The organism is Actinophytocola sp. (assembly GCF_036378875.1).
Lineage (GTDB): Bacteria > Actinomycetota > Actinomycetes > Mycobacteriales > Pseudonocardiaceae > Actinophytocola.
The window spans coordinates 208,200-231,314 of record NZ_DASUVO010000022.1; the positions used below are offsets into that span (position 1 = coordinate 208,200).

General features: G+C 69.5%; 19 protein-coding genes and 1 pseudogene. 8 read left to right on the forward strand and 12 right to left on the reverse strand.

Annotation, left to right across the window (positions count from 1 at the left end):
- Positions 1 to 407: 407 nt before the first annotated feature.
- From VF106_RS06770 to VF106_RS06805, 8 genes are all read right to left on the reverse strand, one after another.
- A complete protein-coding gene (locus VF106_RS06770) occupies positions 408 to 3,416 on the reverse strand; it encodes a 3-keto-alpha-glucoside-1,2-lyase-like domain-containing protein (protein ID WP_330838706.1) in 3,009 nt (1,002 codons plus the stop codon).
- Between the two features lie 126 nt (positions 3,417 to 3,542).
- Entirely contained in the window at positions 3,543 to 4,427 is an 885-nt protein-coding gene (locus VF106_RS06775; protein ID WP_330838707.1) for an alpha/beta fold hydrolase, read from the reverse strand.
- 63 nt (positions 4,428 to 4,490) lie between these two features.
- Positions 4,491 to 4,904 (reverse strand): MmyB family transcriptional regulator, encoded by a 414-nt coding sequence (locus tag VF106_RS06780; protein ID WP_330838708.1) that lies wholly within the window; start codon positions 4,902 to 4,904, stop codon positions 4,491 to 4,493.
- Positions 4,856 to 5,368 (reverse strand): helix-turn-helix domain-containing protein, encoded by a 513-nt coding sequence (locus VF106_RS06785; protein ID WP_330838709.1) that lies wholly within the window; start codon positions 5,366 to 5,368, stop codon positions 4,856 to 4,858. Before VF106_RS06785 ends, VF106_RS06780 begins: the two co-directional genes overlap by 49 nt.
- A 423-nt stretch (positions 5,369 to 5,791) precedes the next feature.
- Positions 5,792 to 7,018 (reverse strand): ATP-grasp domain-containing protein, encoded by a 1,227-nt coding sequence (locus VF106_RS06790; protein ID WP_330838710.1) that lies wholly within the window; start codon positions 7,016 to 7,018, stop codon positions 5,792 to 5,794.
- Positions 7,015 to 8,076, reverse strand: coding sequence for a pyridoxal-phosphate dependent enzyme (locus VF106_RS06795; RefSeq protein WP_330838711.1), 1,062 nt, complete (start codon positions 8,074 to 8,076; stop codon positions 7,015 to 7,017). Before VF106_RS06795 ends, VF106_RS06790 begins: the two co-directional genes overlap by 4 nt.
- Positions 8,069 to 8,818, reverse strand: a complete 750-nt coding sequence (locus VF106_RS06800) for a class I SAM-dependent methyltransferase (RefSeq protein ID WP_330838712.1) — start codon at positions 8,816 to 8,818, stop codon at positions 8,069 to 8,071. Before VF106_RS06800 ends, VF106_RS06795 begins: the two co-directional genes overlap by 8 nt.
- Before the next feature lie 95 nt (positions 8,819 to 8,913).
- Entirely contained in the window at positions 8,914 to 9,672 is a 759-nt protein-coding gene (locus VF106_RS06805; protein ID WP_330838713.1) for a zf-HC2 domain-containing protein, read from the reverse strand.
- A gap of 75 nt (positions 9,673 to 9,747) precedes the next feature.
- Here VF106_RS06805 and sigC point away from each other — a divergent pair.
- Together sigC and VF106_RS06815 are read left to right on the forward strand one after the other, a co-directional pair.
- Positions 9,748 to 10,341, forward strand: a pseudogene (gene sigC, locus VF106_RS06810) (RNA polymerase sigma factor SigC).
- A 50-nt stretch (positions 10,342 to 10,391) separates the two neighbouring features.
- Positions 10,392 to 11,510 carry an MFS transporter gene (locus VF106_RS06815; protein WP_330838726.1) on the forward strand — a complete coding sequence of 373 codons (1,119 nt, stop codon included), beginning with the start codon at positions 10,392 to 10,394 and terminating at the stop codon, positions 11,508 to 11,510.
- Here the strand turns inward: VF106_RS06815 and VF106_RS06820 are convergent.
- Positions 11,485 to 12,231, reverse strand: coding sequence for a class I SAM-dependent DNA methyltransferase (locus VF106_RS06820; protein WP_330838714.1), 747 nt, complete (start codon positions 12,229 to 12,231; stop codon positions 11,485 to 11,487). The two genes, VF106_RS06815 and VF106_RS06820, sit on opposite strands and share 26 nt — an antisense overlap.
- A gap of 132 nt (positions 12,232 to 12,363) precedes the next feature.
- Here VF106_RS06820 and VF106_RS06825 point away from each other — a divergent pair, with 132 nt between their 5' ends.
- From VF106_RS06825 to VF106_RS06835, 3 genes are read left to right on the forward strand one after another with little or no spacing between them, the layout of a single operon-like run.
- Entirely contained in the window at positions 12,364 to 13,458 is a 1,095-nt protein-coding gene (locus VF106_RS06825) for a FecCD family ABC transporter permease (RefSeq protein WP_330838715.1), read from the forward strand.
- Complete coding sequence (locus tag VF106_RS06830; protein ID WP_330838716.1) at positions 13,455 to 14,480, forward strand: ABC transporter ATP-binding protein; 1,026 nt, start codon at positions 13,455 to 13,457, stop codon at positions 14,478 to 14,480. Before VF106_RS06825 ends, VF106_RS06830 begins: the two co-directional genes overlap by 4 nt.
- On the forward strand, positions 14,477 to 15,679 hold the full coding sequence (locus VF106_RS06835) for an ABC transporter substrate-binding protein (RefSeq protein WP_330838717.1): 1,203 nt from the start codon (positions 14,477 to 14,479) through the stop codon (positions 15,677 to 15,679). Before VF106_RS06830 ends, VF106_RS06835 begins: the two co-directional genes overlap by 4 nt.
- A gap of 22 nt (positions 15,680 to 15,701) precedes the next feature.
- Here VF106_RS06835 and VF106_RS06840 read toward each other — a convergent pair whose 3' ends face one another.
- Complete coding sequence (locus VF106_RS06840) at positions 15,702 to 16,556, reverse strand: EamA family transporter (protein ID WP_330838718.1); 855 nt, start codon at positions 16,554 to 16,556, stop codon at positions 15,702 to 15,704.
- Between the two features lie 129 nt (positions 16,557 to 16,685).
- Between VF106_RS06840 and VF106_RS06845 the strand changes: the two genes are divergently transcribed.
- The 3 genes from VF106_RS06845 (at position 16,686) to VF106_RS06855 (ending at position 19,845) form a co-directional block, all read left to right on the forward strand.
- Positions 16,686 to 17,129: an Lrp/AsnC family transcriptional regulator gene (locus VF106_RS06845; protein WP_330838719.1), complete on the forward strand. Its 444-nt coding sequence runs from the start codon at positions 16,686 to 16,688 to the stop codon at positions 17,127 to 17,129.
- Positions 17,130 to 17,281: 152 nt separating this feature from the next.
- On the forward strand, positions 17,282 to 18,685 hold the full coding sequence (locus VF106_RS06850) for a hypothetical protein (RefSeq protein WP_330838720.1): 1,404 nt from the start codon (positions 17,282 to 17,284) through the stop codon (positions 18,683 to 18,685).
- On the forward strand, positions 18,682 to 19,845 hold the full coding sequence (locus VF106_RS06855; protein ID WP_330838721.1) for an ARPP-2 domain-containing protein: 1,164 nt from the start codon (positions 18,682 to 18,684) through the stop codon (positions 19,843 to 19,845). The genes VF106_RS06850 and VF106_RS06855 overlap by 4 nt, the downstream gene beginning before the upstream one ends.
- Here VF106_RS06855 and VF106_RS06860 read toward each other — a convergent pair.
- Both VF106_RS06860 and VF106_RS06865 read right to left on the reverse strand, forming a co-directional pair.
- Positions 19,835 to 21,640, reverse strand: coding sequence for an MSCRAMM family protein (locus VF106_RS06860; protein ID WP_330838722.1), 1,806 nt, complete (start codon positions 21,638 to 21,640; stop codon positions 19,835 to 19,837). The genes VF106_RS06855 and VF106_RS06860 overlap by 11 nt on opposite strands.
- A 124-nt stretch (positions 21,641 to 21,764) precedes the next feature.
- On the reverse strand, positions 21,765 to 23,115 hold a 1,351-nt coding region (locus VF106_RS06865), incomplete at its 5' end, for a hypothetical protein (RefSeq protein ID WP_330838723.1).

A 23,115-nucleotide genomic window follows, 5' to 3' on the forward strand; every position in this document is an offset into this window, starting at 1 on the left:
CGAAAGACGCGTTCGGGGCATCGCTGATGTCTCGAAAGACGCGCTGATGACGGTCAACGACCCGAAAGCGTCTTTCGGGACTGTGCCGGTGGCACAGACACGCCGTTCGCGGCACTGGGCGTCCCGGGCGATGTGGTGATGGATGCCTTCCTCACCCTGGGCGTGAGGAAGGCATCCATCTGCGCGTGGAAACCGCCCGCGAAGCGGGCTTCGCCCGCCGAATCCACAGAACCACGCGCGGGGCAGCAGCATGATCATCGGTGGATCTGGGCTGAGCATGTGGTGAAGGACGCCATCCTCACCCTGGCGGTGATGAAGGACGCCTTCCCCGCATGCCGCCGAAACCGCGCTGCGGGACCGATTCCTGTGGCGGGCCCGGCGGGTCCGGACCCGCCACAGGAATCGGATCAGCTCAGCGGCTGGAGCCAGATGTTCCGGAACTGGACCGCGTTCCCGTGGTCCTGCAACCGGATCGCGCCCGTCGACGGGCTTTCCGGGATGCTGCCTCCTGTCACGCCCGGGATGGCGAAGTCGCGGTGCACGACCTTGCCGTTCCACACCACCGTCACCCGCGCGTCCTCGATCTTGGTCCCCGTCGCGTCGTGGCGGGCGGCGCGGAACCAGATGTCGTAGGTCTGCCAGGTTTCCGGCGGCTTGGCCGCGTTGATGTCCGGCGCCTTTCTCGTGTAGATCGCGCCGGCCTCGTTGTCGGCGAGTGTGGTGTCGCCGTACGAGTCGAGGATCTGGACCTCGTAGCGCTCCTGCAGGTAGACGCCGCTGTTACCGCGGTCCTGGCCGGTGACCTCCGGCGGCAGCTGCGGCACCTTGAACTCGACGTGTAGCCGGTAGTCGCCGAACGCCTGCTTGGTGCGCAGGTCGCCGCCGCGGACCTGCATCGCGTCGCCGCCGACCAGCGGCCAGCCCGCGACCCGACCGTCGGTGTGCCGCCACTCGTCGGTGTTCTTGCCGTCGAACAGGACGATCCGCTCACCCGGTTCGCGGACCGAGATCAGGTCGAGGTTGACGTGCCCGGTGTCGCCCTCGTCCACTTTGTACTGGATGGTGTTGAGCCCGCGCCGTAACGACAGCGACTCGGTCCTGGTGGCCCAGTCCTCCCACGTCACCGTCGTGGGCAGCACGGTCTGCTTCACCTTCGTGCCGTTGACGTACACGCTCACGGACTTGTCGCCCGAGAACGGGTTCGGGCCGTTGGAGTAGCGCAGCCCGACGTCGTAGGTGCCTGGTCGGTCCACGGTGACGTGCATCGTGGTGGACGCGCCCTGGTTGCCGAACCGGTCGACGAACCCGATGCCGGTGTAGCCGCGGTGGTCGGTGTTCACCCCGGCGCCGCCCTCGCGGTTGCCCTCCTCGGCCTCGTAGAACACCTGGCGCTCGTGCTTTCCCGGCACGGCGTTGAGCGTGTACCAGGCCTCGGTGCTCAGGAGCTCCTCGCCGTTGGCCGCGGCGAAGGGGCGTGGCGAGCGCAGGTACACGACGTGGTCGGTCTTGAGGCCCGTTACCTTCAGCGTCACCGTCCTGCGGTCACGCGACACCTGGGCGGAAGTGACCGTCAGAGTCTCCTCGTCCACCTTCGGACCGCCGTACTGCTCGGTCGCGGCGTAGCGCCACTGCTGGACCTGGTAGGCCTTGCCGGCGTCCGAGGCGAGCTTCGCGACGGTCTCGTCCGACAGCGGCTGCGTGTAGGTGATCTTGAAGCCGTCCCCGGTGGCGCTCATCGACTTCATGTCGAAGGTGTTGGCGCCGTTCGGGGTCAGCTTCTGCAGGCCGAACGTCAGCTTCCCTTCCTGCCCCCAGTTGCCGCCCGCGCCGAGCCCCGCGACGTAGATCGCGCCGTCTGGCCCGATCGTGGTCTCGGTGAGGCCGGACTCCAGGCCCTGCGTGTGCCGGAACACCGCGCCCTGGTACTCGCCGTTCACCTTCTCCAGGTACGCACGCTGCAGACCGCCGTAGGTGACGTCACCGATCAGCAGCTGGCCCTTGAACGGCCCTGACTTCAGCGTCACCGGCATGGCAGGCGAGTTCGCGATCTCGTTCTGCGGCAACCACAACACGGGCTTGGTCACCGGGTTCGTGTCGAACGGGCCGTCGGGGTTGGTGTAGTGGTTGAAGAACCGGTCCTTCTTGATGTGCACGAGCTTCGACGCGGGCTGCCAGCCGCCCTGGTTGTCGGTCACGAAGATCTCGTCGTTCGGTCCCCAGCCGATGCCGTGCGGGGTGCGCAGGCCGCCCGCCACGTAGGTGATCTTCCCGGTCTTCCGGTTCACCATGATGCTCGTGCCCCGGTTGGGCGCTGGCTGCGGGTCGGTCGTCGCGCCGCCGTAGTTGATCGCGACCGACAGGTTCAGGTAGAAGTTGCCGTCCCGGTAGAGAAGGCCGAACGCGAACTCGTGGAAGTTCCCGCCGAACGGCCAGGTCGCGACGGTTCGCTGTGTGTCGATGACGTCGTCGCGGTTGGTGTCGCGCAGCTCGGTCAGCTCGTGCTTCTGGGAGACGTAGATCATCCCGTCGACGACCTTGAGGCCCATCGGCTCACGCAGCCCGCTCGCCACCTTCTTGTAGGTGACCTTGGACGGGTCGGTCTGCCCGGTGACGTTGTCCAGGATGTAGACCTCGCCCAGGGTGTTCTCGCTGCCGCCCCAGGTGGCGATGACGAGCCTGCCGTCCCTGGTCCAGTCCATTGCTGACACCTGCGGCTCGAACCCCGCCGGGCGCAGGTTCGTCAGCGTGTAGTTCGGGTTCACCGCGTCGAGCGGCAGGCCGTCGCCGGGGGAGTCGTTGTCGCCCTCGCACGCCTTGCGTCCTGGCGCGGTCACGCGCACCACGCCGGCGTCGGTGGACAGCACGGAGTTGGGCACGACGGCGAAGTCGGCGGCACCCGGCGGTTGCCAGGCCAGCCGGAGGACCTGTTCGCCGCCCGCCTCGAAGAACTCGGTCCGCAGCGAGTGGTAGCCGGCGGTGAGGGTGACCGTGCCGTCCTTGGACGTCTCGCCGTGGAGCCCGTCGTGGTCGACGACGACCTGGTCGTCGATGTAGAGCCGCGAACCGTCGTCGCTCGTCAGGCGGAACGTGTAGTTGCCGGCCTCCGCGATGTTGATGTTGCCGATGGCGTGGGTGATGAAGTTGCTCTCGAGGCCGAAGTCGGCCGAGGTGGTCCAGTCGATCGTCGGCATGAGCTTGTCGACGTTGGGGGTCTGGCCGGTCTTGAGGGTGCAGATCGCGCTCAGCGGTGCCTGCATGTCGTAGGTGCGCAGTGTGACACCGGGTTCCTGCGGCGGCAGTTCCGCGGGGGCTGCCGCGGCGGTAGGCGCCGTGAGCGCGGCGATCGAGCCGATGACACTGGCACAGAGAAGACCGGCCAGGCCTCTCCTGCGACGACGTCGCGATGGTAAGCGCATTCTTCCTCCTTGAAGATCACCCGAGCCGGGCGTAGCGCCCACCGAGGATCTTTCAGCCAATCAGGCAAAAGTGGAAGGCGCTTTCGCTGATTTCTGACCTTCTTTTGCGCACTATGACCCAAAGTGCTACGAAATGTGGTTTCCTCTTACCGAGGGTGAGGTTCGTGCGCTGGCGTCGCGGTGTGCCGATGCGATGGCCCGTGCCAGCTCGGCCGGTTGGGACAGGAACGGCGAGTGCGACGTGGCGAGTTCCCGCACGGTGGTGGGTCGGTCCGAAACGGCGTCGATCTCCGCGACGAAGCCGCGCTGCAGCGCGACCGGAAAAGCGTTGTCCCGCAAGCAGATCAGGTAGGTGTGCGGCACGGTTCCGTACCGTTCTGCCGTCACGGTGAGCGTCTCCGCGGGAATGCCGATCGGGCCGTCGGAGGTGAGCAGCGAGATCGCGGCGGCCGCGGTGGCGTCGTCGACGTCGTTGTAGAACGTGTCCTGGATGGCGCGGTGCCGTTCGGGGTCGCCGGGGTCGATGCGCAACGCGCCGGTTTCCAGGAAATCGCCGACCAGGAGGCGGAGCACCGCGTCGCCGGACTCGGGCAGGGTGAAGTAGTCGCTGGTGGGCTTGCCGCTGACCGGGGCGTACGCCGACAGGTAGACGAGCTCGCTGACGAGTTCGGGGGCCTGCTCCGCGGCGGCGGTCGCCACGACGCCACCCATGCTGTGCGCCACGAGCACGCACGGCCGCCCGTTGCCGATCCGACGCAGCTGGCCGACCAGCGTCGCCGCCGCGGAGGAGGCGGTGACATCCGCGACCGGCGAAAGCTCGGCGGCGTACGCGTCCTGGTCGAACGGCCGGCTCCAGCGCGACAGCGGCGACGGGCCCTTCAGCCCGTGACCGTCCAGGTCCACGGCCACCGCCGGCACGCCGAGGCCGGCCAGGTGTTCGGTGACGAGGCTCCAGCACCAGCTCCCGTGCCAGGAACCGTGTACGAGGACGACCGGGGGAACGGATTCCATACTCACCTTCGATCCGAGTGCTTCAGGGGTTTCGCCCGAAAACGCTACGGTCGGCCGGTGGGCTCAACCACGGTCTGTCAGTACGTGGATATCGCCGTCGGGTGGGAGTTCCATGAGCCTGACGAACCGCTCCTGGGTGGACGTGCCGCGGACGGCGTGCAGCGTGTGCAGGCGCTGACGTGACTGCGAGCTCACCATCAGGGCGTAGTCGAAGTCGAGGCGGCCGACGCGACTGTCGCGCACGCTCACCGTCGAGGAATAGGACCTGGAGACTCGGTGGTCGTCCCACATCTGCGAGAACTCGGCGCTCGCCGCGCGAAGGTCGGCGACGAGTGCCACCGCGGCCGCGTCGTAGCCGCGCTGCGCGACGATGACACGCAGGTACGCGACATAGGCCCGGCCGATGGCCTCCTGCTCAGCCGGTGGGTTCAGCACGGCCCGCCGCCACCGGCCCGACCCGAACCAGCACCAGAACATGTTCGCCTCCCAGCCGGGAGGCCGGTGACGTGACCGAACAGCGTGGTGTGCAACTCGTTCTGGGCCACGACGGTCGCGAGGTCGTCCGCGATGAACGCCGGCGAGGTCGCGGCAACCGCCCGCATGACCGACAGCAGCCGAGGATCGACGAAGCCGTCCGGTTTCGCCTCCGCGGGCGCGGCGTGCCCGGCCAGCCGGTACAGGTAGCCACGCTCGTCGGGGTCCAGCCGCAACGCGCGGGTCAACCCGGCGAGGATGGCGGCCGACGGCTGCGGACCACGGCCCTGCTCCAGCCGTTCGTAGTAGTTCGTCGACATGTTCGCCAGGCGCGCCACCTCGTCCCGGCGCAGTCCCGGCGTGCGGCGCCGCCGATCGACCCGCAGCCCGACCGTGTGAGGTGACAGGGCGTCTCGTCGCCGGCGGAGGAAGTCGGCCAACTCCTCCCGCATGGTGTGCTCCGGCATCGTCCCCATCGTGCCACGCCGTGGGCGATGAGTCCGCCATCGTGCGCGATCAGGCATTGTCCAGAAGACTTTCGGGCACCCACGACCACAGTCCACAGTGGAACATGGGGAGAGAGGAACAATTGGTGCGTGTCCGGCGCTGGACACGGTCACGATAGATCGGCGGCTACCTCGGTTCATCCGCGACAACGTGGCCGACGAGGTGACGACATTCCTTGCCAGACAGGGGCCTTCGTTGCCGGACATCACCGCGTGGGTATGTCACTGTTGATGGTGACCCGCCGGCCCGAGGCGCGTGGCGGAACCTGCCCCGCGTCCCGCTCGTCGTCGGCGCACTGGCGGTGGTCGCGCTCGCCTGGGCCATCCCCCTGCTCGGATGGAGTCTGCTGGCCTTCCTGGTCATCGACGCGGTCACCGGCCAGGTCAGTCGGCGGCGCGCACCTGACCGACGAGTGCCGCCTCTCTCGCCTCGATGACGGGGGTGATCGCGCCCGCGGCGGCGAGTGCGCGGTGGAGAGCGAGTTCCGCGGTGGGTCCTTCGGCGAGAAGGATGCCCGTGCAGCCGCGTTGGTCGTCGATGTGGCGGAGGTGATCGCCGGGGCTCGCGGTGGGGTACCACTCGGGTGCGCCGGGGAAGTCGGCGAGCCGGTCGAGTCCGGTCCAGCCGGCCAGTGTGCCCGGCTGGGTGGGGTAGAGCAGGACGAAGCCGATGCCGTGGCCGGGACGAAGGGACTGGGTCAACAGCGCGGGTTCCTGACCGGCGGCGGCGGCGATCATGGCGGTGTGGACGTTGGTGTCCAGTGCTCGACAGAGGGCTTCGCCGACGAGAGCGCCGCCGATCCTGGCGTTCACCTCGACGACCTCCGGGCCGTCGGTCGTGAGGATGAACTCGGTGTGCGCGAAGCCCTGGTGTCCCAGCGTGTCGAGCACACGCGCGATCCACTTGGCGAGGTCGGCGTGCTCGATCGCGGGGAGGGTGACCGGGAAGGCGGCGGCCTCCTCGCGGCGCCGGGGTTCGGGGGAGACCTGTCGGCTGAACACGCCGAGCAGCCGGGTGCGGCCTTGCCAGGTGATGGTCTCGGCGCTGTAGAGCGGGCCGGCGAAGTAGGGCTCGGCGACCAGATGTCCTTTGAGCGGGGCGGATTCCGCTTCCCGCAGCGCGTTGTCGACCTCGGTGCGGGTGCGGGCGAGCCACACGGCTCGGGAGGAGGTGCCGGCGGAGTCCTTGATGATCACCGGTAGTGGCAGTTCGTCGATCGCGTCGACCGGGACCGCGGGGGCGCGGCTCAGCCCGTGCTTGTACAGCATGGCCCGGACTTTTCCTTTGTCGCGCAGCAGTCGGGCGGTGTCGAGGTCGGGACCCGGCAGGCCGAGCCGTGCGGCCAGCTCGGCGCCGGGGATCGCCCAGGTGTCGGTGGAGTTGATGAGACCGGCCAGGTCCGGCATCGCGCGCAGTACGTCCTCGCACGCGTTGAGGTCGGTGGTGTCGATGTCGATCACGTCGAGCTGGCCGGGGTCGAGCCGGGACAGCTCGTGGGTGTAGATGGAGCGGTCGCCGGTGAGCAGGCAGAGGCGATGCCCGGCCTCGGTGGCCGCGTCCACCAGCCGGCCCAGACCGAACGAGAGGGCCTCCAGCAGGGCGATGGTCACGGGACGCGGTCCTTTCTCCGTAACTGTGGGGGAATCGCGGGGGCCGCGCCGAACCGGCGCCTACTCCAGTCCATCGTGGACCATGGCGGTGCGAGGTCGTCGAGGGAGCTGATCTCCACCGGGGTCAGGCCGGTCGGGTCGAGGGCCTCACGGTGACGGGCGAAGACGCGGGTGGTGTAGCGGTGTCCGGTGTCGGCGCCGATGACGAGGTGGGTGCGGTGAGGCGCGTGCCGGATTTCCCAGCGGGCGGCGAGGTGGGCGGCGCCGGTTGACAGGCCGGCGAAGACGGCGTGGTCGCGCATCAGGCCGACGGTGGCGGCCATGGCGTGGGTGAAGTTGACCCAGTGGATCCGGTCGTAGAGTTCGTGGTGGACGTTGTCGAACGGGATGGCGCTGCCGATGCCGGCGATGATGGCCTCGGGGTCGGGTAGATGGTCGCTGCCGAACGTGACACTGCCGAACGGCTGCACACCCACCAGGCGTACGTCGGGATCGTGCTCGCGTAACGCGCGGACCAGTCCTCCAGTGGAGGAGCCGGTGCCGACGCTGCCGACCACCGTCAGTGATCCGCGTGGCAGCGTGGTGCGCAGCAGGTCGGCCAGTGCGGTGTAGCCGAGATAGTGGATCGGGTCGTGGTACTGGCGCATCCAGTGCATGTCCGGGCGGTGCGCGAGCAGGTCGCGTACCCGGGTGACGCGGCGTTGTTGGTCGAGGCACAGGTCGTCGGAGGGCGGCATCTGGTCGACGGTGGCGCCGAGGATCTCCAGCTGTGCGCGGATGGTGGCGTCGACGGTCGTGGAGGCGACGATGTGGCACCGCAGGCCGTAGCGGTGGCAGGCCATCGCCAACGCCAGCGCGTAGATGCCGCTGGACGAGTCCACAAGGGTATGTCCTCTGTGGATCCTCCCGGTGTCGAGCAGGTGGCGCACGGCGCCGAGCGCGGCGTAGACCTTGAGGGTCTCGAAGCGGACCAGCACCACGTTCGGTGCAAGACGGACGAGCGTGGGTGTCCTGATGGCGTCCGTGACGTGCTCGTGGATCTCCAGTCGCTCACCCACGGACACCTCGCACGATGAGCCGGCGCGCGTGGTTGTCGTACGGGCCGGCGTCGAAGCCGCCGAAGCACTCGACGTCGGTGAACCCCGCCTGCTCGAACAGTGCCCGCAGTTCGGCCGCGCTGTAGAGCACACACATGATCGATGCCTGTCGCACCTCGTCGCCGCGGACGTGGGTCCAGTCGGTGCGCAGCCGGGTCCAGTCGTCCAGGATGGTGTCACGCATGAACACCGTGCCGCCGCCCAGTTCCGGGTCGACGTCGACGGCTTGCGGCCGGCCGACCCAGGAGGCGAGAACTTCCTTGCCCAGTACGTCGATGAGCAGTGTGCCGCCGGGCGCGAGGCTCGCGTGGGCGTTGCGCAGCACGGCCAGGTTGTCGCCGGGATCGGTGAAGTAGCCGAACGACGTGTACATGTTGATCACCAGGTCGTAGGCGCCCGGCTCGACGTACTCCCGCATGTCCGCACGCGCCAACCGGGCGGCCACACCGGCCCGCGCGCACGCCTCGCCAGCACGGACCAGCATCGTCTCGCTGAGGTCGACGCCGGTGACCTCAGCGCCCCGCGCCGCCAGCGGTACGACGTGCACTCCCGGCCCGCAGGCGAGGTCCAGGACCCGCGTCCCGCGCACGACCTTCAGCAGCGGTGACGTCGCGACCAGTTCGGCCGCCTCCCGTTCGCGCCGCTCGGGGAACATCACGCACGCGAAGTCGACCCACAACTTCTCGTCCTCGTACCACGTCATGCCGCTCCACTCGTTCGTGTTCGGTGGAAGTCGTTCTGGCGTTGGTAGTCGGACCGGACATCACACCGGTTCCCGACAATCGGTGACTCGACGGTTCAGGCGGCCCGGTGGCGGCCCGCCGGTCGCAGATGCCGGTGACGTTTCCCGTTCCCCGCGGCGGTGTCCGGTTGCGGTTGATCGGCTTCGGCGGCGGGGCCACCGGGCAGGTCGTCGCGTGTGTCGTCGAGTGACTGGCCGGGTTGAGGTGCCGGGTCGTTGTAACAGCGGTTGATCACGACCAGCAGGCCGAAGCCGACCAGCAGCAGGCCGTGTCCGATCACCCGGGCAACCGGCGCGGCCCCGGTGACGAGGTCGTAGGTGGAGTAGATCCCCAGGAGCAGCACGAACCCGCCGAGCACGGGGATCAGCCCGGAGGTGGCCCGGGAACGGAACGCCGTCCACAACAGACCGATGCCGAGTGCCAGGTTCCAGGCGGTGCTCTCGTTGAAGAAGTGGTCGGCGATCGGCACGCCGGCGTGTTCGGCGTTGTGGGGTGCGCCGACTCCGAGCATCTGGGAGAGGGCGAGGCTGAGCTGTGCGGCCGCGACGGCGATCAGCGCGATGCGTGCCCACCAGCCCCGCGTGTTGGACGGTGGCACGGCCATGTCCAGGATGGCGGCGCTGAGGTCGGGCACGTCCGGTGCCTGCCGGACTCGCAGCAGGCGGGAGGTCGCGGTGACCCGCGCCTGCCAGGCCCGGCAGTCCGCGCACGATGCCAGGTGTTCGTCGGTGTGCTCGGCTGGCACCGGTTCGGCCTCACCGTCCAGGCGAGCCGACACCGCTTCTCGACATGTCAGGCAGTCCACATCAGTCATGGTCGCGCACCGGCCGGAAAAAGTTCCCGGAGGATATTTCCCTTTTGGGCGGCGGGGTCGTTATCCTTTCGTGTTGTGCCGATCCCGCAGGTTCGTGACGAGTTGACCGTGTTGGCGTTGGCCGCGGGAGCCGGTGACCAGTCCGCTCTCGAGCAGTTCGTCCGCGCCTCCCAGCGGGAGGTGTGGCGGCTGGTCGCCCACCTGGCGAACGTCGGGGTGGCTGATGACCTCACACAGGAAACCTACCTCCGCGCGATCCCCAGCCTCGCCCGGTTCGCAGGACGCTCCTCCGCGCGGACCTGGTTGCTGTCCATCGCCCGGCGTGTCGTGGTCGACCATATTCGCGCGATCCAGGCCCGACCAAGGAAAGCCGCGTCCGTCGACTAGGCCCAGGCCGCCGACCGGCGCCAGGCCGCCGCGCACGGAAACGCCGTCGGGTTCGAGGACATCGTCGAACTCACCGTGCTGCTCGACGCGCTCGAACCCGAACGACGTGAGGCGCTGGTACTGACCCAGGTCCTCGGCCTTTCCTACGCCGAGGCTGGCGACATCTGTGGCTGCCCGGTCGGCACCATCCGCTCCCGCGTCGCCCGAGCCCGCGACGACCTCGAACGTGCAGTCTCCTCGGGGCAGTTGGGCGCCGAGGGGAACGAGGCGATCGGACACTGACGCGGGTCGGACCGGTCGACGAGGAGAAGAGCCGCCGGTCCCAGCGCGCGCTGCTCCTTTTCGGACTCCTCGTCAACATCGGCACGTTCGCGGTCTACCCGTACCTGGCCGTCCTGTTGCGTGAGCGGCTGGACGCCGGGATGGCGCAGGTCGGCGCGGTGCTCGGGGCGGCCACGCTGGTGCAGTTCGCGAGCGCGCCGTTCACCGCCGCTTTCGCCGAACGTGTCGGGTTGAAACGGGCACTGTTGCTCGCCACGTTCCTGTACTGCGTCGGTGCGGTGACCTACCTGAATGGGGCGGGCAACGCCGGGCTGACGGTGCTGGCTCTCTTTCTGAGCTGTGGCGCGGGTGCGCTGTACTCACCCGCGTACCGCGGCTACCTGACGCAGTCGGCGACCGCCGAGCAGCGCCCGAGACTGGTGTCCTCCGGCAACGCCGCCAGCAACCTCGGCATCGCACTCGGCCCGGTGGTCGGGGCGTGGTTCCTGCATGATCCGAGCCGGTTGTTCGCCGCGACCACCGGGCTCTACGCCGTCCTGGCGGTCGGCCACGCTTTGCTGCGCCGGGAACGGCCGGTGGAGAACGGACCGCGCGTCGAGCCGTTCTGGCGGGTGCTCCGCGGCCTGGCCGTGCTGCCGTTCGCGGTGACGGTGCTCACCCACTACCTCTACATGCAGTTCTACCAGTATCTGTCGGTGTTCACGGACGGTCGCCTGCCCACGGCCGTCTACGGCGTGATCATGATGGGTTACTCCCTCGGCTTGGCCGTGGTCCAACCATTGGCGGCGCGCTGGATCGGACGAATCGGCTATCCGGCGGCTGCCGCGGTCGGCTTTTCCTTGATGGCGGTGGGCATGGCGGCGTTCGCCGGTGGCACGCCGGTCGCCGTCGCCGCCGGTGCGGCGGCGATGAGCGTCGGTACCGCGGTCCTGTTCCTCAAGAACGACCTGGAGGCACTGGCGCGGTCCAGACGGTCGGACACGGTGACCTTCGGCCAGCAGCGGCTGGCAGCCGGCGTCGGCTCGTTGCTCAGTGGTGTGCTCGGTGGCAGCGTGTACGGTCTGCTCGAGCAGGCGGACCAGCTGGCGGGATTCTGGCTCGTCGTCGCCGCGCAGTGTGCGCTGCTGCCGCTGGTTCTGTTGGTCAGACAGGCTTTTCGTAGACGGTGACGTAGTTTCCCTCGGCGCGGAACGGTTCACCGCGCCAGCCGCCCCACCGGTGACGACGTTCGAGACCGGCCAGCCGGGCCATCAGGTCGAGTTCGGTCGGCCATGCGTACCGCATGGACGCGGGCGCCAACCTGATCCCGTTGTTGGAGATCAGCACGTGGTGCCCGTCGAAGCGCTGCTCGACCGGGTCGTGGCGGACCGCGACGAGCCGTACCTGACCAAGGCCCATCTCGTGCACCTCGACGGTCTGGTTCCGTTGGTAGCGCGCCACATCCGGCATCGGGCACTCGAGCACGAACCGGCCGCCCGGCACGAGTCTCTCGGCGACGCCGCCGAAGCAACGCACCTGGTCCTCCTGGGTCATCAGGAAGAAGAACGTGGAGAACACGACGAACACCATCGCGAACCGCTCGTCGGTGTCGGGTTCGACGTCGGCCATGTCGCCGATGGTGACGGGGATCCGGTCGCCGCCGGGCTTGGCGCGCATGCGTGCCACCATCGCCTCGGACGCGTCGATGCCCCGTACGTCGAAACCCTGCTCCGCCAACGGAATCGTCACCCTGCCGGTGCCCACCGCGAGTTCGAGCACTGGCCCGGCCGGTCCCTCCCTGATGAGTTCGGCCAGGCCCCGCACCGCTTCCGTGGGGTCGAGCGCGGCGTGCCACTCGTCGTAGACGTCGGCGTTCAGCTCGCCGTAGGTCTCCGGCCCGTAGTTCTCCATGGCACAACAGGTCGGCCCGCCGACCGCGAAAGTTCCCAGCCACGATCCCGCGGGAACTTCACCCCGACCGGAGCCGACCTTCCAACGTGATGGGCGGTCCGCGTCGAGCGGAGGGAGAACACCAGGGTGTCGGTGAGTGACACGGACGTCGAGGAGGTTCCCGCACCGTCGCGCGAGTCAACACCGCGTCGACGCACCGGGTACGTGGCAGGGCTGTTCGTGCTGCTCGTCCTCCTGCTCCTGAGCGCCGTCGTGGTCCTGATCGCGCAGGGCTCGATCGCCATCCCGATCGGCGAGGTGCTGCGGATCCTCACGGGGCAGGGCACCGAGTCCGAGATCAACCAGACCATCGTCATGGACGCCCGACTGCCCAAGGTCGTCGCCGGGTTGCTGGCCGGCGCCGCGCTCGCGGTCAGTGGGGTCCAGATGCAGACCCTGTTCCGCAACCCGCTGGCCGAGCCGTTCGTGCTCGGGGTCAACTCCGGCGCCATCCTGGGCGCCGCCATCGTCATCCTGGGCACCAGCGGTGTCGGCTGGCTGGCCGGACTCGGCGTGGTCAGCCAACTCGGGGTCACCGGTGCCGCCGTCGCCGGTGCCGCCGTGGTCCTGCTCATCACGCTCGGCATCTCCCGCCGCGTAGGCAACCCGGTCGTGGTCCTCGTCATCGGCGTCATGCTCGGCTACCTGGCCGAAGCCGGCGTCGACATGCTCGTCTACTACACCGACCCGGACCGCTTGCAGGCGCTGACGACCTTCCGCCGCGGCTCGGTGCGGAACGTGACCTGGAACGAGCTACAGATCGTCGGCATCACCTGCGGCGCCGTCCTCGGCGTGTCGATTCTCCTTGCCCAGCCGCTGAACGCTCTGCTGCTCGGCGAACGGTATGCCGCCAGCCTGGGGATCAACGTCCGGCGCGTCCACTTCCTCTCCCTCGCCAGCGTCGCCGGACTCGCCGGCATCATCACCGCCTACTGCGGGGAAATCGCCTTCATCGGCCTCGCCGCGCCCCACCTGGCCCGCGGACTCCTGCGCACCGCCGATCACCGGCTGGTCCTCCCGGCCAGTGCGCTCACCGGGGCGATCATCGTGCTCGTCGCCGAGTTCATCGCCGGTGGTAACGGGATCACCAGCACGTCACTGCCGCTCACGTCGGTGACCGCGTTCGTCGGCGCACCGGTGATCCTCTGGGTGCTCATGTCCGGTAGGGCACGAAGGGGGACACAGTGACCGAGGAAACCCGACCGGCATTGCAGACCCTCGCACTGAGCGCGGGCTACCGGAAGCGCCGCCGACATCCGGGCGTCACCGTGCTGCACGACGTCGAGCTGGTCGCCCGACCCGGCGAGCTGATCACGTTGATCGGCCCCAACGGCGCCGGCAAGTCCACCTTGCTGCGCACCCTCGTCGGAGCGCAGCCCCCGCTGGCCGGCCGGGTACTGCTGGACGGACAGGACCTCGCGACCCTCTCACCCCGGCACCGAGCCCAACGGCTCGCGGTCGTGCTGACCGAGCCCGTCGACGTGGGACTGATGAGCGTCGAGGCGGTGGTGAATCTCGGCCGGCTGCCGTACCGGTCGTGGGTCGGCGGTGAGAAGGAACAGGACCGCGCCGCCGTCGACCGGGCCCTCGCCGACGCCGACGTCGCGGAACTGCGTGACCGCATGCTGACCGACCTGTCCGACGGCGAACGGCAACGGGTGATGGTCGCCAGAGCCCTCGCCCAGGAGCCGGCGGTGCTGGTACTCGACGAGCCCACCGCCTTCCTGGACGTCGCCCGCCGGATCGAGCTCGCGGCGATGCTGACCCGGCTCACCACGACAACCGGTGCGGCGATCATCCTGTCGACCCACGACCTCGGGTTCGCGCTCCGCCGCGCCGACCAGGTGTGGCTGGTCGGTCCTGATGCGACGGTCACGGCCAGTGCCCCGGAGGACCTCGCCTACAGCGGCGCCATCACCCGGACCTTCGCCGGGGCCAACATGTCCTTCGACGACGCCGCCGCCACGATCGTCGTCGCCGACGCCGACGGAGACCCGGGCGCCACCGTGCACGTGGCCGCCGACGGGCGGCTGCGGCAGTGGGCCGAACACGCCGTGCGGCGCGCAGGCTGGACATCCACAGAGGACATCTCCGGCCCCGTCCTGAAGGTCATGCACGGCACCCCGTGCCTCTGGCAGCTCGACGGGACGGAAGGGCTCGGCTTCGAATCCCTCGTCATCCATCTGACAAGCAGGAGAGCACCACAGTGAAGAAGGTCATCCGCTCCGCTGTCGCACTACTGGTGCTGCCCATCGCCCTGGCCGGGTGCGGAGGCTCCGACGCGTCGAGCGACACCGGGAGCACGGCGGGTTGTGTCACCGACTACGCGGAGGGCAAGGACTACTTCCCCGACAAGAGCACGGTGGAGGAGTCGGAGCTGTGGGACATCAGCTACCACGGCTCCTACAAGACCATCACGTTGACCGACACCGAGAACGCCGAGGGGGACAAGCTGACGTACGTGCTCTACCAGTGCGGCACGCCACGACCCGAGGCCGCCGGCGACGCGCTGTTCGTCGAGGTCCCGGTCACCAACGTGTCGGTCACCTCGTTCAACGCACTGGCCATGGTGGACCGGCTGGGCAAGAACGACACCATCAAGGGCCTGTCCGGCGAGCTTCTGGGCTGGGCGGAGAAGGACGACTGGTACGCCGGTGTGGTGTCCGACGCGGGCACGCCGATGTCCATCGGCGAGTACACCGACCTCAACCGGGAGGCGATCCTCGGCCTCGAGAACCAGGTCATCCTGATGTCCGGGTTCGGTCAGGGCTTCGACGACGTCTCAGGCGCCCGCGCCGCCGGGCTGCCCGGGGTGAGCGTGTCCAACCGGATGGAGCGACACGCGCTGGCCTCAGCGGAGTGGATCAAGATGATCGCCGCCTTCTACAACGCCGAAGCCGCCGCGAACACCGAGTTCGACGCGATCAGGTCCAGGTTCGACGACGTCGTCGCCACGATCTCGGGCAAGGTGGACGACCGCGAGGTCGGCTACCTGTGCATCAACGCGGAACGAGGCTGCGAGTTCGTCTACGCACACGGCGACGAGACCCTCGTCGGCCGCCTCTTCACGGAACTCGGCGTGAGCAACGTCTTCGCCGGCGACAACCCAGCCCCCAACGGCAAACCGTACGACTTCGAGGAGAGCATCGGCGCCGGGGCGGGCGCCGACTTCTTCGTGGTCTACGACCCCATGACCATGGCCCAGGACACGCTGAGAACCGACCCGCGCATGAGCCAGTTCCGGCCGTTCAAGGAAGGCGACTTCATCGCCGGGGTCGACGAGAACTTCGACGAGTGCCGCGCCAAGACCTACCTCGACGTGGACGTGCTCATCCGCGACGTCGCGATCGGCCTCGCCCCCGACCTGTTCCCGGACGCGAAGGGCACCTGCTTCGCCCGCTCAACGTGACCGACGGGCGCGCGCTGACCCCTCAGTGCCCCCGTCGTTCCTGGTGGACCGCGACACCGCAGGCGATCAGCGCGATGCCGGTCAGCTCCTGGAGGGTGGGGACCTGGGCGAGCACAGTGATCCCGATCGCCGTCGCGACCGCCGGCAGGATGCTCAGCATCAGCGCGAAGGTGTTCCGTCGTAGCCGGGCCATCGCGAGTTGGTCGGTCACATAGGGGATGACCGACGAGCAGATGCCGACTCCGGCACCGGCCAGCAGTGCGGCCGGGTCGGTGAGGGCCGGGGCGGCGCCGACGCAGAACGGTGTCGCGGCCACCGTGGCGATCAGCATCGCGGCACCGAGCTGGTCGATCCCGGAGAGACCGGCGCCGGTGTTGGCGATCCGGTGGCCGAGGATCACGTACAGCGTGAACAGCGCGCAGTTGGCGAACGCGAAGACGAACCCGAGCGGCTGGCCGGCGAGCTGGATGTCGGTCAACGCGGCCACCCCACCCACGGCCAGCACGAGGGCGATCGCGTTGCGGCCGCTCCGCACACCGATGGCGGCGAGGACGATCGTGCCGAGGAACTCGATCGCGCCGACGGTGGCCAGCGGCAGCCGGGCGATGGCCAGGTAGAACGTCGCGTTCATGGCCGCCAGCACCACGCCGAGCCCGAGCAGCACCCGTCGTTGTTCCCGTGTGAGATGCCGGACCAGCCGCCACGGTCTGCGCCACACCGCGAACACCACCGCGGCGCTGGCGATCCGCAGCCAGGCCACGCCGAGGACGTCCACCTGGGCGAACAGCAACACGGCGAAGGCCGGCCCGAGATAGTGGAAGACCGCGCTGATGCCGAAGTAGGCCGGCGCCGGCACCCGCCTGGACAGTGTGGTCACCCGGAGTATCTTCCAAAGTGGAACCCACACCCGGAATGGCACTAACCAGGAAGACGGCGTGAGTTGTCTGGAAACTCAAGGTCAAATGGCCAAGGCACCTTCACTGATCGATCGCAGCTGCTGGACGAGGTGAACGTGCGGCTGCTGAACGAGCTGCACGGCGATCCGCGACTGTCCATGTCGGCGCTCGCCCGCCGCGTCGGCATGTCGGCGCCCGCGGTCACCGAGCGGGTACAGCGCCTGGAACGGGCCGGCGTGATCACCGCCTTCCGGATGGAGGTCGACCCGGCCGCCCTCGGCATGCCGGTGACCGCTCTGGTACGCATCCGGCCCGGCCCCGGCCAGCTGCCCAAGATCGTGGCGGCGGCACAGGACACGCCGCAGGTCGTCGAGTGCTACCGGATCACCGGCGAGGACTGCTTCCTGCTCAAGGTGCACGGTCCGTCGATCAGTCAGCTCGAGGAGGTGCTCGACCGGTTCCTGATGTTCGGCCAGACCACCACGTCGATCGTGGTGTCCGAGCCCGTCCCGCGACGGCCACTGCCCGTGTCCTTCCCGGACAAGCCACGCTAATTCAGGGGTCCCGGCCCGCCGATCGTTGCTACTGTCCTCGGGCCGGCCGTGGGACTTCGGCGCGACTTCCGGAACTCGTCTCTGAAGCGGTGATTCGCTGCTCGCGCCCTCATTCCCCGGCCGGCGCCACCGTTCGTCTGCCCGGAGGAGTGATGGACACCCTTGCCGCGTCGGATCTGCTGCTGTTCGTGAACGCGGCGATCACCGCTACTGGTCAGCGGGAGTTCCGCGGCGACGCCGGGCACCAGCGGCTGTCGCTGGACTTCCTGCACAGCTACATCGTCGGCAACTACCGCGACCTGTACGCCGCGACGCTCGCACTGGACATCAACGACCACAACGCCGTGCTGATCGTAGCGAACCTGCTGGATTCGCCCGGTGAGGTGAGCCCCGACGAGCGCCGCCTGGAGGGCCGGCTGATCGCCGCGCGCCTGGCTCTGTTGCCGCCGCAGCGGGTCTACGACCTGTTCCGGACGTTGCGGCGGTCGCGGGTCAACAACCGGCTGACCCGGGCGATCATCCGCGACTGGCTGGCCGCCCGGCCGGATCCGGCGTTCGACGCGGTGAAGTACCGCGGCGCGGTCAAGGAGGCGACACGGCACGCGCACCTGGCCCCACCGGGCGAGCTCGGCCCGTTCCTGTTCGCCCGGCGCCACAACCGTTACAGCACGGCGATCCTGGACTCCTGGCGGCGCGCGCACTACGAGAAGGCCGCGGTCTACGAGCTGCCGTTCACGGTCGCCGAGGGCTTCGCCGCCCGGCACGGGATCGACCGCGCCCTGTTCCTGGAGCGCGCCACGCCGACGATGACGCGGCTGGAGCGGCTGCGACTGCAGGGAGTGGCTGACCGGGCCGGGATCGACGTGGCCGTTGACCTGACCGCGATGCCGCTGACCAGGCTGGCGTCCTACGTGCTGTCGCTGTCCCTTGACGACCGGGCGGCCCGGCGGACCGAGCTCACCGGCGTTCTGCGTGCCGCCGCGCGTCGCGTCGCCGGCCGGCACGCCGGACGCTGGGGCCGGGTGGTCGCGGTGCTCGACGACAGCTTCTCGTCGATCGGTTCGACGCAGAAGCGGCGTCGCCCCCTGGCCGTGGCGCTGGCCGCGCACTTCCTGCTGGAGGCGCTGGCGACCACCTACGTTCCACTGTGGACCTCGGGGCGGACCGACGCGCTGCTGCTCTACCCGTACGGTGCGACGCCCCTGGGTGAGCGCGTGCTCGACGGGCTCGAGCACGCGCCGGAACGGCTGCTGATCGTGTCCGACGGCTGGGACAACGCCCCGCCCGGGCTGGCCGCCGAGGTGCTGCGGGTGTGGCGGGCGCGGCTGGACCCGGAGCGTCGCACCGCGGTGGTGCACCTCAACCCGGTGTACGACGCCGACGACTTCGACGTACACCGGCTGTCGGCCGACGTGCCCACCGTCGGTGTGCGAGACGCCGAGGACATCCCGGCACTGGTCGAGTTCGCCCAGTTCGCATCGGGCGCCGGCGAGCTGGACGTGTTGCGGTCCTATCTCACCCAGCGCACCGCGCTGTTCCTCGGGGAGTCGGTATGACGAGGCTGAGCCTCGATGGGCTGACCGTGCTGCCGGCACAGGTGTGGGGCGGCGTGCGGCTGGTGCCGCTGGTCCGTGACCGACCGATCACCGGACTGCGGCTGCACAACCAGGTCTACGAGATCGAGTCGGCGGTGGTCGCGCTGAACGCCAGGTCCTCCTACGTCAGCTACATACCGCACGGATTCGTGGCCACGTGGAACGGAGACGGCACGCCCGCCGCCGCCTACGGCACCCAGCTGACCAAGGACGGCACCACCACGTCCGTGGGCTGCATGCCGCTGCGCACGCACCGACGGATGGCCAAGCGAGTGGACAAGAACCGGCTGCGGTTCATGCCGCTGCACCTTGCCCTGGAGGGTTACCTCGCGCTGCACTTCGGCGGTCCGACGATCGTCTGGGACGAGTGGTCCCAGCGGGCCGTCGCCCGCGGGCTGTCCCCACGCGAGGAGCAGGCCTACCGAGGCGCGAACGTCGCGGGCCTTGCCGACGCGCTGCGGGTGTTCGAGATCCACCCTGGACAGTGCGGTGTGCTCTGCTACGTGGCCGACGCGCTGGCGGCGGCGTTCGTGGTGCCGCACCCCGACGACTACCGCGCGCTGCACCCGACGCTGCTGCTCGACCTGTACGGCGAGATGATCTACCACTACGCGATGCTCGCCCTGCCCGTGCCGCGGTTCCACGCGGCGATCAGCGACACACAGGTGCGCACGCTGGCCGACCTGCGTGCCGCGGCCGGGCGGCAGCGCGCGGACTGGGCGGCGTTCCACGACTCGACGATGGCCGCCGGACTGCTCGAACCCAGCTACGACATCCGGCGCGTGTACCGGCTCGGCGACTTCACGCTGTCGCGGTTCCTGCCGGGGTTCCGGCCCGGCGAGCCCAACCACATCGGTGAGCTGATCACCGACCGGCGTGGCACCACCGCCTACCTCAAGACGTTCCGCCTGTCCGAGAAGCAGGTACGACGCGGCCACCTGCTGACCCAACTCGCCACCAACGACTGGCATCTGGCCGACACCGCGACCGCCATGAACGTGTCGGAGGCGCAGCTCGGCATGCGGATCCAGTCAGCCGGTTTCGGCGCCCTCCTGCGCCAGGACGTGCTGGACCACTATCGCGCGCAACTTCGGAAGGGGACCGGTCCCGTCACGGGGTGAGTACCTGGTCGGCGACCGTCGTCGTCACACCGGGTTGCACTGAAACGGGGGTCGCCGTGGCCGGCGAGGTCGCGGCCAGATACCAGCCCTGAGCTCCGGTGCTCATGTCCCGGTAGAAGATCTTCACGGTGGTCGCACCGAGATTGCCGAGCACGAAGTCGGGTGCGCCGAACGCGCTGGGGCCGACATAGTCACCGGTGGTGGCGTCGTAGGCGATCACGGAGACGTCCGAGAACTCCACGTCCGCGACCGTGACCAGCCCGGTGATGGCGCCGGCGGGCCGCAGCCGCTCGTCGGCGGTCACCTCCTGGCCCGCGACGACCGTGACCGCTGTGGCGGCCAGCCGGTTGGCGGCGCCACCTGACCACTGCCACCCGTAGGTGTCCGAGGTGTCCGCGTACTCCAGCGGCCAGTCGTACGGTCCGAGCCCGGTCATGCGGTACCGACCGTCCAGCCCGGTGCAGAAGTCGCCGTAGCCCCAGTCGGTCGCGTACGGGAAAACACAGACGCCCCGCACCGGCGCGTCGGTCTGTTCGTCACGCACGATGCCGGTGACGGTGCCGGCCGGGTCCAGGTGGATGTCGGGCAGCGTTGTCAGCGTGCCGGGATTGCCGGTCACCTGTGTCGCCTGCTCCTGGTCGCCCGTTCCGCCGTTGGGCCCGACCCATTGCATGCCGTGGGCGCCGTCGCCGGGGATGGCCAGCAACCGGTAGGTCGATGGCCGCAACGGTCCGATCGTGACTTCGCCGTTCGCGTCGCTGCAGCCCTCGTCATCGTCCCACGTGCCGATGCCGGGAGCGCCGATCTCGAGGGTCTGGAGGCAGGTCCCGGCCACCGGGTCGCCTGTCTCGGCGTCCCGGACCGTGGTGTGCACGGCCAGGCCCGGCTCGGCGACAGCGGTGACGACGGTGGTCGCGTTCGGGGTGACGACCACGTTCCCGACGTTGGTGCCGAAGTACTCGGGGCTGCCGTTGAACGCCAGGGAGTACCTACCCCGAGCCAGCTCGAGCCGCAGTAGGCCGGTGGTCGTGCACGGCCGTTGGTTGAGGCCGCTTCCTGGGGCCACCACACAGAATCGTTGCACCGGAGCGCCGGTCTTCGCGTCGGTCATCGTGGCCTCGACCGTGCCGGGTGGGATCAGCTCCTCGTCGACCACGGTGGCCGGCCCGTCGGTGACCACGACCGGCTCGGCGTCGGAGAGGCTCTCCTTCTGGTGGTAGTACTGCACGAGCGGGGTGTTGCTGTACTGCAGCATGTAGTGTCCGACCCACAGTCCCGAGAACGAGTACCGGCCATCCGCGTCGGTACGGACCGACTGGTTCCCCCAGTGGTTGCCGTCGACGTCGACGTAGGAGACCGAGTAGCCGGCCACGGGAGCGCCGCGGTCGGTCAGGCGGCCACTGATCGTACCGACACCCGCCGGCCGCAGACCGAGGTTGAGCTGTCGCGGCAGGTGTACTGGGTCGGCGGAAGCGAAGTCCCGCGCGTCGACGCCGGAATGCACCGCGTACCAGGTGTCGGCGTATCCGGTGGCCGAGGTCCTGACGCGGTACGAGCCCGCGGGCGTGTCGTCGAACCGGTAGTCGCCGACGCCGTCCGCGCAGGTGTGGGCGACCTCGGTGGCCGTGTCGTCGAACAGTGAGACGCAGGCCCCGGGCACCGGCACCCCGGTGAACCGCGCGAGGACCTTACCCTGCAGCATGATTGTCTGCGCTGACGCGGGTGCGCCGGCGAGACCCAGTGCGGCGGCGACCGCCACGACGCACGCCAGTACCGACAGAACACGCCGCCTCATCATGATCCCCCAGTAGATCACCCCGACGCATCACCGACAGGAAGAACTGTAGTGATCGCGGCCGCCGGACGACGAGGTCCGTTCAGCCGCAGGCGATCCCATCACCCCGCTCAGACCTTATGTCCTATGTGGACAGCCAGGTGTGGTGTGCCGCCGCCGTGGTGAACTCGCGCAGGTGAAGGGCGGCGGTCAGCCAGGCGCGGGGGAAGTCGTCGGTGTGGTCGTCGGTGGTGCGGCCGAAGGCGTCGCGGTGGCGGGCGTGCGTGGTGGCGCTCAGGGTGGAGAGCACGGCCGCGGTGGTGGTGAGGCCGTTCGCGGTCAGGGACTGGACGTTCCGGTCCGACGAGGTGGCGGTGGCGACCGAGCGGCCGGCGAGGGCGATGCGGTGCACGAGGTTGCGCAGCGGGTGCAGCGGCGGCGGGACGCGGTGCTCGGGCGGCCGGCGCCCCGGGAGGTCGCGGGGGTCGCCCGCCGGGACATGGGAACGCTGGAGTTGGTCGAAGGCAAGGTGGACGGTGCCGTTCAGCGCCTTGGGCAAGGTGAGGGCATCGCCCTGGACGGCGAGGGCGGTGGCGGTGCCGGGCTGGTGGGGGAGGAGGCGGGCGATCACGCGCAGCCGGGTGCCGGTGGCGGCGGCCAGGACACGCAGGTTCTGGCGGGTGCGGTCGGTGTCGCCGGTCAGGTCGATCTCGGTGCCCCCTGCCGCCACCCGCAGGGCAGGGCCCGCGGCGCCGAGCAACTCCGCGTCGAGGAAGAGCAGGTCCGCACCCGCCGGGCGGTCGGGCTCGGGGAGTGCGTGGGCGGCGAACGCCCTGGCGACCTGGTCGGTCAACGGTTCCTGCCACAGGTGCGCCACCGGCGGTTCGTTCCAGGCGACGCCCTTCGCCGCGACGGCACGCACCTTCTGGCCGGCACCGAGGCGGCGGTCAGGGGACGCGGTGCCGCCGGACAGTACCAGCCCGGCCCGGCCGAGTGCCCGGTGGGTAAGCCCGGACTCGCCGACCGCCACCGGCCCGTTCGCGGCGGCCGGCACCCGTTCCGCACCGCCCGGCATGATCGCGGGAATAGTCCACAGTAGACCGTCCGTGTCGACCAGGTGGGTCACGACGCCGCCATAACCGTTGTTGGCGATGACGGCTTCGGTGCACAACCCGTACAGCCGAAGCGACCCAACCGGGCGGTACTCGCGTCGAGCGGTGCCGCGCAGCTGGTCTGGGTTGCCGGTGCCTGCGCGCAGGTCGTGGCAGAGCAGGAGAAGGTCGAGCAGGTCGTCGGTCAGCACGGCACGGTCGAAGGACGCGTCATTGCTCCGAGCGGCGGCCAGCGCCGCGGCGACCCGCAGCCCACTCGCGGCCGCGCGGTGCAGACCCGCGACACGAGCTTGGTGCACCGCCCGCAGCAACTCGGCCCGCACCACCGTGCCGCTGCCCGAGGCACCGGCACGCAGCACGGTCGCCGCGGCGGCCCACAGCCCG